9 protein-coding genes are annotated in these 13935 nt (G+C 65.4%); all 9 read right to left on the reverse strand.

The window, feature by feature from the left end; genetic code table 11:
* Position 1: 1 nt before the first annotated feature.
* The 9 genes from CGZ88_RS02885 to CGZ88_RS02925 all read right to left on the reverse strand — a co-directional run bounded on the left by CGZ88_RS02885 (position 2) and on the right by CGZ88_RS02925 (position 13688).
* Entirely contained in the window at positions 2-1279 is a 1278-nt protein-coding gene (locus CGZ88_RS02885; RefSeq protein ID WP_026644375.1) for an acetylornithine transaminase, read from the reverse strand.
* A gap of 37 nt (positions 1280-1316) precedes the next feature.
* On the reverse strand, positions 1317-2279 hold the full coding sequence (gene argB / locus CGZ88_RS02890; protein WP_026644376.1) for an acetylglutamate kinase: 963 nt from the start codon (positions 2277-2279) through the stop codon (positions 1317-1319).
* 420 nt (positions 2280-2699) lie between these two features.
* Positions 2700-3872 carry a bifunctional glutamate N-acetyltransferase/amino-acid acetyltransferase ArgJ gene (gene argJ, locus CGZ88_RS02895; protein ID WP_026644377.1) on the reverse strand — a complete coding sequence of 391 codons (1173 nt, stop codon included), beginning with the start codon at positions 3870-3872 and terminating at the stop codon, positions 2700-2702.
* A complete protein-coding gene (locus CGZ88_RS02900; protein ID WP_026644378.1) occupies positions 3869-5089 on the reverse strand; it encodes an N-acetyl-gamma-glutamyl-phosphate reductase in 1221 nt (406 codons plus the stop codon). Before CGZ88_RS02900 ends, argJ begins: the two co-directional genes overlap by 4 nt.
* Positions 5090-5926: 837 nt before the next feature.
* On the reverse strand, positions 5927-6955 hold the full coding sequence (locus CGZ88_RS02905; RefSeq protein ID WP_133120877.1) for a hypothetical protein: 1029 nt from the start codon (positions 6953-6955) through the stop codon (positions 5927-5929).
* A 385-nt stretch (positions 6956-7340) separates the two neighbouring features.
* Positions 7341-8357 (reverse strand): hypothetical protein, encoded by a 1017-nt coding sequence (locus CGZ88_RS02910; RefSeq protein ID WP_051198259.1) that lies wholly within the window; start codon positions 8355-8357, stop codon positions 7341-7343.
* A gap of 715 nt (positions 8358-9072) precedes the next feature.
* On the reverse strand, positions 9073-11679 hold the full coding sequence (gene pheT / locus CGZ88_RS02915) for a phenylalanine--tRNA ligase subunit beta (protein ID WP_101671027.1): 2607 nt from the start codon (positions 11677-11679) through the stop codon (positions 9073-9075).
* A gap of 6 nt (positions 11680-11685) precedes the next feature.
* Positions 11686-12753 (reverse strand): phenylalanine--tRNA ligase subunit alpha, encoded by a 1068-nt coding sequence (pheS, locus tag CGZ88_RS02920; RefSeq protein WP_026644380.1) that lies wholly within the window; start codon positions 12751-12753, stop codon positions 11686-11688.
* A gap of 65 nt (positions 12754-12818) precedes the next feature.
* A complete protein-coding gene (locus tag CGZ88_RS02925; RefSeq protein WP_101671028.1) occupies positions 12819-13688 on the reverse strand; it encodes a TrmH family RNA methyltransferase in 870 nt (289 codons plus the stop codon).
* Positions 13689-13935 lie beyond the last annotated feature (247 nt).

Raw genomic sequence — 13935 nt, forward strand, 5'->3', positions numbered from 1 at the left:
ATCAGTCGTTGGGCAGGTCTTCGGGCAGCTGGGCGAGGATCGCCACCGCGTCGTTCACATCCTGCTCGCTGACGACGAGCGGAGGTGCCAGACGGATGACGTCGGGCGCGCACGCGTTGACGATGAGCCCGTGCTCGAGCGCCCAGTCCACCGCGGCATGCGCGCACGGACGCTTCAGCACGATCGCGTTGAGCAGACCGCGGCCGCGCACCAGCTCGAACAACGGGTTGTCGGTGGCGCGCAGGTCGGTGCGCAGCTGCTCGCCGCGCACTTCGGCGCACTGCACGAGCCCCTCGTCCTCGATCACGCCGATCGTCGCGAGCGCGGCCGCCGCACCCAACGGGTTGCCGGCGAAGGTCGACCCGTGGGTGCCTGGGGAGAACAGCGAGGACAGCTCCTCGCCGAAGCTGATCATGCCGCCCATCGGGAAGCCGCCGGCGACGCCCTTCGCGAAGGTGACGATGTTCGGCGTGACGCCGCCGAGGTCCTCGCGCTGGAACGCGAACCAGGATCCGGTGCGTCCGATGCCGGTCTGCACTTCGTCGATGATCATCAGCGCGCGCCTCTCGTCGCACAGCGCACGCACGCCGCGCACGTAATCGGCGTCAAGCGGCAGCACGCCGGCCTCGCCCTGCACGAGCTCCATGATGACGGCCGCCACCGGTCCCTTATCGGCGGCATCGAAGGCGGCGCGCATCGCATCGATGTCGTTGGCGTCGACGAATTCGACGTTCGGCACAAGCGGCTCGAAGGGCACGCGGATCGCGGGTTTCCAAGTCGCCGATAGCGCGCCCATCGTGCGCCCGTGGAAGCCGTGCGTCAGCGCGATGATGCGGTACGGCTTGTCCGTGCCGAGTTCGTCGCGCAACCGCGCCCCGTAGAGTTTCGCCATCTTGAGCGCCGCCTCGTTCGCCTCCGCTCCCGAGTTGCCGAAGTAGACGTGCGATCCCTGCGGCGCGCCGGCGAGCGTGATGAGTTTTTCCGCGAGCTTAATCTGCGGACGCGTCGCAAAGTAGTTGCTCACGTGCGCGGCCTGCGCGGCCTGCGCGGCGACCGCCTCGATCCACTTGGGATGCGCATAGCCAATCGAATTGACGGCGATGCCTGCGAGGAAATCGAGGTATTCGTTGCCATCGACGTCCCACACGCGTACGCCCTGCCCATGGTCGAGCACGCGCAGCGGCGTGCCGAAGACGTGCATGTGCACGTCGTTGTATTCGTCGAGCAGCCGCTTGTCCTCCGTGAGCGCACCGCGCGCCGCGTTATCGGTAGCAGTCACGTTCACGCTACCGGTAGCGATCTGCGAATCGTTCGTGTCATGCTCGGTTGTCATATGCGTTCCTCATTTCCAGTCCTTCGCCGGGTTCGACCATCGTGCCGATTCCGGCGCTTGTGAATACCTCGTTGAGTATCGAGTGCGGCTTGCGGCCGTCAATGATGTGCGCCTGCTGCACGCCGCCGTCGATCGCGCGGATGCACGCCTCCATCTTCGGGCGCATGCCGCTTTCGAGCCGTGGCAGCATGTCGCGCAGATCCTCGACGCCGATGCGTCCGATAAGCGAATCACGGTTCGGCCAGTCGGCGTACAGACCATCGACGTCGGTGAGGATGATGAGCTTGTGCGCGCCCAACGCGGTCGCGAGCGCGGCAGCGGCGGAGTCGGCGTTCACATTGAGCACCTCCGTCGCATCCTCCTCGTTCGGGGCGACCGACGACACCACCGGTATGCGTCCCGAATGGATGAGGTCGATGACGGCGGACGCGTCGACGCCGATGACGTCGCCGACCAGGCCGATGTCGGTAGGCTTGCCATCGATGACCGGCATGCGCTGCGTCGCCGAGAAGAGCGCGCCGTCCTCGCCCGACAGTCCCACCGCGTACGGGCCGTGGGCGTTGATGAGGCCGACGAGTTCGCGCGATACCTTGCCTGTGAGCACCATGCGCACGACGTCCATCGCCTCGGGCGTCGTGACGCGCAGGCCGCCCTTGAACTCCGAATGGATGCCGAGAGCCTTGAGCATCTGTGAAATCTGCGGGCCGCCGCCGTGCACGATTACGGGATGCAGACCCACCTGACGCAGGAACACCATGTCGTCGGCGAAGCAGCTCTTGAGATGATCGTCGACCATCGCGTTGCCGCCGTATTTGATGACGACCGTCTTCCCGTAGAACTCCTCCAGCCACGGCAGCGCCTCGATGAGCACCTCCGCCTTCTGGTCCGGACGCAGATCCGTATGCACGTCCAGGTGGAAGCCCGGACCTTTCAGTTGTTTCGTCATGATTCCTTATCGTTCTCCTATTCTCGCGCCGTCGGCATCCGCGCGTCCGCGCTCCCAGCGCCACCCGTGTCACCCGCTTACGGGTAGCACGTCCTCTCTCTTACGGGTAGTCAGATTTTTTACGGGCAGTCCTTTCTCTTATCTCTTAGTGGTAGCGTCTCTTAGTGGTAACGCACGCTTTTTCCTCTTAGTGGTAGCGCACGCTCTTACGGGAGGCACACCGTTATTGGCAGCGGATTGGGCCACCCAACGACGAACGACCTTCCGCGGCCGATCGATATGACCTGCCACCCATAAGAGCGAACTGCCCGTAGGATCGACGCACTACCCGTAAGCGTGACGCGCCGCCGCAACAACCTGCCACCCGTAAGAGCGGCAACCGCCGCCCGTAGCAGCGGGAGGCGTTGCCGCGCGCCGCGTTCAGCTTTCGTAGTCGGCGTTGATGTGCACGTATTCGTGAGTGAGGTCGTCGGTCCACACAGTGGCGGTGGCGTCGCCGACATTGAGTCCGATGACGATGTCGACCTCGCGCGCCGTCATGTCGACTTCGCTGCGATCGCGCCCCGGCTTGCCGCCGTCGCACACCCGCACCCCGTTGACGTCGACGGTCACCTGATCGGGGTCGTAGGGCGCGACGTCCACCGGCACGGTGCCCACCGAGCTGACGATGCGTCCCCAGTTCGGGTCGTTGCCGCTGATTGCGCATTTGAGCAGGTTCGACGCGGCCACTGCACGCGCGCAGGCGAGCGCGGCGTCCTCGTCGGTGGCGCCTTCGACGGTGATCTTGATGTCGTGGCTCGCGCCTTCGCCGTCGCCGATGATCTGGCGTGCGAGCGACGCGCAGCAGCCGGCGACGAGCGCATTGAACTCGTCCGCGTCCGGCGTGATGCCGGAGGCGCCCGATGCGAGCAACAGCACGGTGTCGTTCGTGGACATGCAGCCGTCCACGTCGATGCGGTTGAACGACGTGTCGACGGCGGCGCCGAGTGCCGCCCGTAGCTGTTCGGGCGTGACGACGGCGTCGGTCGTGATGACGCACAGCATCGTCGCGAGCTGCGGCGCGATCATGCCTGATCCCTTGACCATGCCACCGATGCGGAATCCGTTCGATCCCAGACGCGTCACGGTCTTCGGCTTTGTGTCCGTCGTCATGATCGCGTGCGATGCGTCGTCGCCCGCCTGGACGGTGTCGTCGAGGGCGTCGAACGCGGCCTCGACGCCGGCGAGCACCTTGCTTAGTGGCAGCAGTTCACCGATGAGACCGGTGGAGCATACGGCCACGTCCTCGACGTCACAGCCGAGCAGTTCGCCGGCCTTGCGCGCCGTCGCCGCCGCCTGCTCGTAGCCTTCGAGTCCGGTGCATGCGTTAGCGCCGCCGGAGTTGAGGACGACGGCGTCGAGTTGACCGTCCTTGACCGCTTCGCGCGACCACTGCACGGGCGCGGCGCAGAATCGATTCGTCGTGAACACGCCGGCGGCCGCCTTGAGCGGGCCGTTGTTCACGACGAGCGCGAGGTCCTTCTTTCCTTCCACCGACGAGATGCCTGCAACCACGCCGGCCGCCGTGAATCCTTGTGCAAACGTTACGCTCATGGTGCCACTCCGATCTTGCTGAGTCCTGTTTCTTCGTTGAGTCCGAACGCGAGGTTGAGCGATTCGACCGCCTGCCCCGCCGTTCCGCGATTGAGGTTGTCGATCGCCGCGAATGCGTGCAGCGTTCGGCTTCGTCGGTCGACCGCCACCTGCACGTGCGCGGCGTTCGAGCCGAGGACGTTCTGCGTCGCCGGCATCACACCTTCGGGCAGCACGAACACGAATGGCTGTCCTTCGTACGCCTTCGTCCATACGGCGCGGATGTCGTCGTCATCCATGTCGAGCGCCTTGTCGGTGAGTTTCGCGCTCACCGAAGCGAGGATGCCGCGCGACATCGGCACGAGCATCGGCGTGAACGCGAGCATGAACTCGTTCGCTGCTTCGGCGCCGAGGCCTGCCGCATGCGCGAAGTTCTGCAGGATTTCGGGGATGTGGCGGTGCGTGCCGCCGACCGAATACGGCGTCGCCGAATTGAGTGCCTCCGAGGCGAGCAGATTCGTGCGCTTGAGGCTTTTGCCGGCGCCCGAATAGCCGACGGCCAGGTCGGCGACGATCGTGTGCGGCACGATGAGATTCTCGGCGATCGCCGGCTGCATCGCGAGCGTCGTGGCCGTGACGTTGCAGCCGGGCCCCGCAATGCGCCGCGTCCCCCTTCTTACGGGCAGCGCGTCCTGCACGTCCTCCGCCTGCCGCATCTCGCTTACGGGCAGCACATCCTGCGCCCCTCCCGCGTCGTGCATCTCGCTTACGGGCAGCACGTCGTCCGCAGCGACGCCGCTGATGACGTCGCGCTGGCGCAGGTACCGCCCGTTGGCGTCCTTGCCCAGAATGAGCTCGGGCATTCCGTAGGTCCAGTGTTCGTAGAACGCGCCGCCGTAGTAATCGTCCCATGCCTGCTGCATCTCCAGACGATGGTCGGCGCCCAGATCGACGACGGTCGCCGACTCGTCGAGCTGCGCGGCGAGCGCACCCGATGCCCCGTGCGGCAACGCCAGAATGATGACGTCGTGTCCGTTGAGCGCCTCGGCCGTCGTATCGACGATGGTCAGGTCGGCCAGCTGAGGGATATGCGGCTGATAGGCGCCGAGCTTCTCACCGACCGACGAATGACCGGCGACGGTCGTCACTTCGAAATTCGGATGGGTCGCGAGAATGCGCAGCGCCTCCCCACCCGCGTAACCGGTCGCACCCGCGACCGCGACGGTGTACTTCGTCATTCCCGTTGCCTTCCTTTCCGACCCCGTCGGGGCCGTGCCGTCAGTGTTCGCCGTTGGTCGCCAATCCTCCGCCGCGCGTCCACACATCCGCGACCCTTACGGGTGGCATCCCATCGTCTCGGCATCCGGCGGCCAATTCCCTTACGGGTAGCATTCCGATTCCGCGAACCGCGACGCGCGCGTGCATATGCGCATGTGCATCGGCGACTTCCGCGACGTGGCCGTGACACCCCGAACGGGCCGTCATGCCTTACCGGCTGCAGTCGACCCTTCCGCCGGCGCCATGCGCGCGAAGTACACAAAACAGCCTGATCCGAGGATTCCGCGTTCGCGCACATGCCGCCGGTAACGGTCGACGACAGGAGCCGCCATCAGAGCATCCGATGCGACCAACTTTTTGGTTATACAGATGACGATACACTTTATGCAGTACATTGCATAATTATGCATTCATGATCGCGAGAAAGTGCCGCGCTCCCCTGTGCTTGCGCGTGCGTACGCCACCCATAAGCGCAGCCGATCGATGAAACGACGAAGAAGACGCCCAAACGACGAAGAAGACGCCCATCGCCTTGATACGACTACCCGTAAGCATGACCATAGCGCACGTCTACTCAACACGACTACCCGTAAGCATGACGACACACATCGATTCATCACGACCACCCGTAAATACGACCACCCTAAACACGACCACCCATAAAAACACGACCACCCATAATCACGACCGCACATCCGCCAATCCGCGTGCCGACGCCGACGTTTCCGCGGCGCACGCCGCCGCGATCCACGAGATCACGCCGCCGCAATCCGCACTACCGCGCAGCCGCACTTCGACTACGCCACGCAGTCCCAGCCGGGAAGGGGCGCGCGCAATGCCTGGTCGGCGATCGCCTCGAGCGGGATCACGTCGTCGGTCATATAGCGCACGCCGGTGCGCTCCTCGAGCGCGTATGCGACGCGTCTGGCCATCCATGCGCGTGCATCGGGCGTCGCCATGTCGACGCGCGTCACCTGCACGTACCGCCATCCGGAGCATTCGATCTTCGCGCGGCGTATGCGATCGCGCTCCAGCTGGTTGAGATGATGCGCGCCGTCGTACTCGCAGATGACACCGGCCTCGACGAACACCAGGTCGCCGCGCACGACGGTGCCGTCGTCCAGCATGATCGACAGGTTGGCGACGGGCTCCGGCAGTCCACGTTTCCTGAGTTCCAGCGACAGCCGCGCCTCCTGCGGCGACTCCATGTTCGCGCGCAGCAGAGCGATCGCGCGACGCGCCTTCTTCACGCCGCGCGGCGCACGTTTGCGACCGAGGGCGTGCAGCTTGCCGAGTCGTTCCATCCGCGTAACGAACACGTCAAAATCCTCGATTGTGACGCGCTTGTGCACGACGTTGCGCATGAGCAGGCAGTCGCCGAGCGTCACAAGTTCCTCCAGCGACAGGAAACGGGCGAGCATGAACCACGCGCATACGACGCTCACGCAGCGCACGCCGGGCATCGGCTCGACGATCTGCAACGGGATGTTCATGTGATAGTACCGCGCGCCGCGCAGTCGGGTGCGCGTGTTGCGGCGTGTCGCGAGGACACACAAGTCGTCGCCGCCGACCGTCTCCCCGTACTTGGGCAGCGTGCGCGGCAGCGGCACACCTTGCAATCGCAGCGCGGTGAACCCGCCGAACAGCAGGTCATGGCTGACTCTCGCGCGTGCGTCCATGCATCGCGCGATCTCCTGCGCCTGCAGTTCGATGAGCTGCAGATGCATCGGCAGCAGATTCGGCGCGCTGCCCTCGCGGAGCCTGCGCTCGTACTCGTCTTCATCGCCGACCGTTTCGTAGGCGGCAGCATCCATTCGCGTTTCCATGTGACGACGGTACGGACGCGTCATGAGCCGTGTCTACCCCGGCGGGGGTATGTGACCGGATGGGTGTGTCGACGGCGTGTCGCCGGCGTGTTGCCGGCGTGTCGTTGTGGATAACTTCCTGAGGACCATGTTTTCCCGTGCGATTGGCGCCATTTCCCCTGTTCGCCTTCCGCGATGCCGTCCGTTGTGACGTCGTCTGGGGCACTGTCGTCTACGACGATGTCGTCGATCTCCCGATTCTCCACCCGCTTACCGGCAGCTCCCCCTCGTGCATCCTTCCCCATGCACAATGCTTACCGGCAGCAGCACACGCGCTCGCCCACGTCACCCCTCGACGACGACGTCATGCTACGGGTGGCACTGCGACGCCGTCGTCGGACTCGATTCACATCCCCATCGCAGACGTCACGCCGTTACCGGATGCACCGCCCGTAGACGACGGCGAAGGCGTCGGCGTGGACGTCGCGGAAGAAGTCGGCGTCGGCGTGGGCGTGGAGCCGTCCGTACCACCCGTAGTGCCGTTGAGTCCCAGCATGTGCAGCATGTCGTTGAGGACGTCCTGGGTGGAAACGCCGTTGATCATCATCCAGATCATCGCAATCGAATAGATGACGTTGATGATGACGGCCGCCAGCGCGAAGCCGAAGCCCTTCATGCGCATCAGCTTCGTGCGGTACATCCCGAAAGCGCCGAGCAGCGCGGGCAGGAACGGTACGGGCAGCAGCAGCGACAGCGCGAACGCGACGATCGAGCTGACGTCCCAACGCCCGTAGTACACGTTCTGGTTGGGGTCGTCGAGGTCGATGCCCTGCACATAGCGGGGCAGTTTCCCGCGATTGTCGGCATTGTAGTTGCGGCGATCGCCGAATGGCGCGTTCGGGTCAGCGTTCTGTCCGGTTCCGGGCGCGGCGGGCCACTGCCCGTAGCCCGCTGCCGGCGGCATGCTCATCGGATTCGGCTGACGCTGGACCGCACGGCGCTGCTCGATGCGGATCTCCTCGTCGCGGGCCTCGCGCTCGACCTGTTCGTGCGTCTCTCCGCCTTCCGGACGTCCGAAGAGATACGGGTCGTAATCCGGCGGGAACTGGTTGTCCATCGCGCCGTACGCCAGAGCGTTCGGCTGTCCCTCGACCGGCATGTCGGTCTCCAAGATGGCCTGCGACACTTCCGATTCCGGAATGTTCGCAGCGTTTTTGTCTTTTGAGTCGGCTGGCGCATCAGCGGTCGTCGACGACGCGCCGGCGGACGCAGTTGGCGCGTCGGACTGCGTGGGCAGCGCGTTCGATCCTTCTGTTTCAGGACGGCTCGTCGATTCGGACGCATCCGAGCACGATGCGGTCGGCACGGCGTTCGCATCGTGCTCGGATGCGTCCTGCGGCTTGTTCTGTTCCGGTTCGCTCATCTCATGTCCTTACCGGTCGTCGGTCACGACGTCCATTCTTGCGTTGTCCTGACATATACATCTATGCCATCTATGATGTCGCGCAACCAGCCGCCTGCTACGGGTGGTTGCGCTCGCCCGCGGCCACCGATCCGTCGTCGCGTACGGCCGCCTCCCGTAGCGCAGATCCCGGCGGCGACGTCGACCCAGTCTTACGGGCGGCACTCGTTTCACAATCGGGGTGCCGCCTGTCGCGGACGATCATCATCGTCGGCATTCGTGTCTTGACCGGCGTGGGCGGACGACCGTCGCACGACTGACGTTCATCGATACACACGCTACCAGTAAGAGAAAACGCCCGCATAACTTGCTGCCCGTAAGCGCAATCCCCGACCATCGGGCGCCCCTGGGGCAACCGCCTGTAAACACCGACGCCGCGTACGGGCGATGCATATACGATCCCTTGACGACTACTTCGCAACGCCATCCCGTAAGCGCATGCCGCCGCCCGTAAGAGTTACGACTGCGGGAGGCAGCCGCCCGTACGGACTCCGCTTACGGGCAGCAACCACCCGTAAGCAGACACCCATAATCGACTACCCGTAAGCAACCCGCCGCCCGTAATAACAGCAGCCGCCCGTAAGCTCATCGAACCTCAAGGGACGACGATAACGACGACGGCGGGGGATGACGTGCGACACGTCGCCGTGTCGCACGTCATCCCCCGCCGCGGCGGTCACGCGCGCAACTGCGCGCCGAGCGTCGCCGCGCGCTCGACGATCCTCGCGCGGATCGCCTCGCTGTCCTCGCTGGTGAGCGTGCGGTCGGGCGCGCGGAAGGTCACTGCATACGCGAGCGACTTCTTGCCTTCGCCGAGCTGGTCGCCTTCGTAGACGTCGAACAGTTCGATCGATTCGAGTACGTCGCCGGCGGCCTGTCGGATCGCCTCTTCGAGCTCATGCGCGGTCAGCGCGTCCGGCATCGTGAACGCGAGGTCCTGCTTGACCGGCGGGAACGTCGAGATCGGCTTGGCCTGCACCGGCTTGTCGCTCAATGTCGCGAACAGCGCGGTCAGATCGATCTCGAAGGCGGCCGTGTGATGCGGGAAGCCGAGTTCGTCGTCGACCTTCGGATGCAGCTCGCCGACGAATCCGACCGTCTCGCCTGCCGCGACGATGCGCGCGGCGCGTCCCGGATGCCACTGAGCGGGCACGTCCTCGGCCTTCGGCTGATCGAGCACGATGTCGGCGCCGAGGCGCTTCGTGACGCGGCGCGCCACCTCGACGGCGTCGCTCCAGTCGACGACGCGCCTGTCGCCGAGCCATCCGTCGTCCTCGGCAAGCCCGGTCATGATCGCGGCCACGTGCAGCGGCTGTTCGGGCAGACCCGCGTCGAGCGCGGCGAGCTGTTCGTCGGTCGGCTTGACGGCGCCGGGCAGCGCGGGAATCGCCGGCGCGTTCGGATCGGCGAGGTAGACGTGGCCGATCTCGTAGCAGCTGACGTTCTCGATGCCGCGGCGCAGGTTGCGGCGCACCGTCTGCGCGAGCGTGAGCAGCAGCTCGCGGCGCAGGAACGGACGGTCGTCGGCGAGGGGGTTGACGATCTGCACGCTCACCGGCTCGACCTGCTCGGCGTCGATCATGAACGCCTTATAGTCGGCGGGACCGACGAAGGGGTAGCTGAGCGTCTCGACGAGGCCGTATTCGGCGAGCTCGTTCGCGACCTCGCGCTTGCGTCGCTGGTCGGAGGTCAGTCCCACATGGCCTTCGACGGGCGCGTGCGGCACGCGCGTCGGGATGCGGTCGTAGCCGTAGATGCGCGCGATCTCCTCGACGAGGTCGCACGCCTCGTTGAGGTCGGGACGCCACGACGGCGGCGTCACCGTGAACTCGCCGTTGCCGCCGCCGCCGACAACGCAGCCAATGTCGGTGAGGATGCCGTTGATCTCGTTGAGGTCGAGGTCGAGACCGGCCACGCGCTTCGCTTCGCTCGCCTTGAAGACGATCGGCGTGCGTCGCGGCGTCGTGTCGACGTCCTGCGGCGTCAGCGACGGCGTCGCCTCACCGTACTTCTCCAGCAGCTCGGCGGCCATCTGCGCGGCCGCCGGCTGCAGCTTGTCGTCGACGCCGCGTTCGAAACGTCGCGACGCCTCAGAGGGGATCTTGTGGCGGCGCGCCGAACGCGCGATCGTGATCGGGTCGAAGTGCGCGGCCTCGAGCAGGATGTTCGTCGTCTGGTCGGTCACCTCGCCGTACATGCCACCCATGACGCCGGCGATGCCAAGGATACGCGAACCCTGCTGCCCGTTGGGCGAATCGGTGATGAGCAGATCCTCGGGATCGAGGTCGTGTTCCTTGCCGTCGAGCGTCGTGAGCTTCTCGCCCGCCTTCGCGCGGCGCACGACGATCGGGCCTTCGATCTTGTCGAGGTCGTAGGCGTGCATCGGCTGTCCGAGATCGAGCATGACGTAGTTCGTGACGTCCACCGGCAGCGACAGCGAGCGCATGCCGGCGCGCGTGAGCCTGCGGCGCATCCAGTTCGGCGTCGCGCTGCCCGGCTGGTAGCCGCGCACGGTGCGTGCGTAGTAGCGGTCGCAGCCGACGACGCCGTGGATCGGGTTGTCGTCGTCGATGATGACGTCGATGTCGCGCGTCGTGTCACCGGTGTCCTCGACGTGCGGGACGCGTTCGTCGAGCGCGGCGACCGGATCGGTGAACTTCGCGCCGGTCGAGTTGTGGAATTCGCGTGCGATGCCGCGGTAGGAGAACGCGTAGCCGCGGTCGGGCGTCACGTTGATCTCGAGGATCGGCTCGTCGAGGTGCAGCAGGTGCATCGCGTCGTCGCCCGGTTTGAGCGCGTCGTATTCCTCGGGCGTGAAGCCGTAGTCGCGCAGCAGGATGATGCCGTCGTGGCTGTCGCCGAGCCCGAGTTCGCGCTCCGACGCGCACATGCCGTCGGAGATGTGTCCGTAGGTCTTGCGCGGCTCGATCTTGAAATCGCCAGGCAGCACGGCGCCGGGCAGCGTGACGACGACCTTCTCGCCCGCCTTCATGTTGGGCGCGCCGCATACGATGCCGCGCGGCACCTTGTTGCCGTTCTCGTCGACGTCGTTGTATTCGTCGCCGACGTCGACGTGGCACCAGTTGATCGTCTTGCCGTTCTTCTGCGGCTCGGGAGTCGCGTCGACGACGTAGCCGACGACGATCGGCCCAGTCAGCTGCGAGGTGTGGATCTCCTCCTCCTCGAGTCCGACGCGCACGAGGTCCTTCGCGAGCTGCTCGTAGGTCAGTCCCTGAGGGACCTCGACGTCGTCGCGCAGCCAGTCAATATCTACCATTGGCATTGGGTATCACTCCCCCATCACAAACTGTTCGCTGAAACGCACGTCACCTTCGACGAGGTCGTGCATGTCGTTGATGTCGTGGCGCAGCAGCAGCGTGCGCTCCACGCCGACGCCGAACGCGAAGCCGGTGTAGTCGTCCGGGTCGATGCCGGCCGAGCGCAGCACGTTCGGGTTGACCATGCCGCAGCCGCCCCATTCGATCCAGCCGGGGCCGCCCTTCTTGTCGGGGAACCACAGGTCGATCTCGGCGCTCGGCTCGGTGAACGGGAAGTAGCTCGGGCGCAGGCGGCTCTTCGCCTCGGGGCCGAACATCGCGACGGCGAGCTTGTCGAGCACGCCTTTGAGGTCGGCCATCGTCAGGTCCTTGTCGACGGCGAGCGCCTCGACCTGGTGGAAGACCGGCGTGTGCGTCGCGTCGAGCTCGTCGGTGCGGAATACGCGTCCCGGGCAGGCGATGTACAGCGGCACGCCGTGGTTGATCAGGCCGCGCACCTGATCGGAGGAGGTCTGCGTGCGCAGGACCATGTTCGAGCCGACGAAGCCGGCGGCGTCCTTCGCCTGGTTGCCTTTGACGTAGAAGGTGTCCTGCATCTGGCGCGCCGGATGGTCGGGACCGAAGTTGAGCGCGTCGAAGTCGAACCATTCGGTCTCGACCTCGGGGCCATCGGAGATCTGCCAGCCCATGCCGACGAAGAAGTCCTCGATGTCCTCCATGAGCTTGGGCAGCGGATGGCGCGCACCGAGCGGGCGGCGCCTTACGGGCAGCGTCATGTCAATCGTTTCGGAGGCGAGTTCGGCGGCCTCCTCGGCGGCCTTGACCTCGGCCTCCTTCGTGCCGTACGCGCGCCCGAAGTCGGCGCGCAGCTTGCCCATGAGCTTGCCCGCCTCCTTCTTCTGATCCTTGTCGAGCGAGCCGATCGCCTTGCTGGCGAGCGTCATCGCCGACTGCGCGCCGGCGTACTTGCCGCGGATGGCCTTGAGTTCCTCCATGCTGGAGGCTTGTTCGATTGCGGCGATGCCTTCGGCGACGGCTTGCTGCACCGCATCGGCATCGAATTGCGTGTTCCCTGCCACGAGTTACCTTTCATCAACAGGCGTCTTCTGGCGCGAAATCGCGTCATTCCAACGTTTTATCGACTTCACATTCTTTCAATACGACTCGACATAGCCAACGTCATCAGCATGACCGCCGCGCTCGTGCCGAGATTGAGCGATTCCGCTTTGCCGTAGATCGGGATCGAGCATACGACGTCGGCGCGCGACAGCAGCGCGTCGTCGAGGCCGCGCGCCTCGTTGCCGAAGAGCACCGCCTTCGCGCCGTCGAGCGCATCCCCCTGCCGCACGAGGTCCGGAAGGCTTACGGGCGGCATCTGTTCCGTCCCGTACACGTCGGCGGCGATGACGCTCGCCTTACGGGCCGCGCACATATCGAAGAAGGCGTCCTCGTCCATGCGCAGCACCGGCAGATGGAAGAGCGATCCCGTCGTCGCGCGGATGACCTTCGGATTGAACACGTCGACGCAATCGCCGACGAGGACGACGGCGTCGCAGCCGGCGGCGTCGGCGCTGCGGATGACGGTGCCCGCGTTGCCGGGGTCGCGCACCTGCCAGAACGCGGCGATGAACGGGCGCGGCGTTTCGGGTATCGTCGACAGCCGTTCGCGGCATCGTTCGAGGTCTCCGACCGCGAACACGCCCTGCGCGTCCCGGCTCACATGGTCGATGACGTTACGGGTCGCTTTGTGCACGTAGACGCCTTCGCCCATCGCGAGTCCGGCGAGCGACGCGACGGTCGCGTTCGCGAAGGCCGCGTCGGGGGCGTCGCCGTCGGCGGCGACATACAGGTCGCGCACGACGTCGGGCTGCCAGGTGAGCGCCTCCCGCACCGCCTGCGGCCCTTCGATGATGAACCGTCCGCTTCGTTCCCTATGCTTACGGGATGCAAGCTCGACGAGCCTGCGCACGCGTTCTGACTTCGTGTTCGTGATTACATGGTTGTCGATCGGCATACCCGCCACCCTACCGCGATACCCAGTCCTGCCCGTAGGCTTCCCACCACCGTCTCCACCTGCGAATCCTTACGGGCAGCATCTCCACGTACGTCTCCTTACGGGCAGCGTTCTCCTATACACGATTCCCTATGGGCAGCATCGGTATCGGTATTGCTTACGGGCAGTCCCCTCTTATGCTTATGCAGACGTCATCCATGACATGCACGATTGCTTACGGGCAGCACGTTCCCCTTTGCCGATATCG

The sequence above is a fragment of the Bifidobacterium anseris genome (genome assembly GCF_002860345.1).
GTDB classification, from domain to species: Bacteria; Actinomycetota; Actinomycetes; order Actinomycetales; family Bifidobacteriaceae; genus Bifidobacterium; species Bifidobacterium anseris.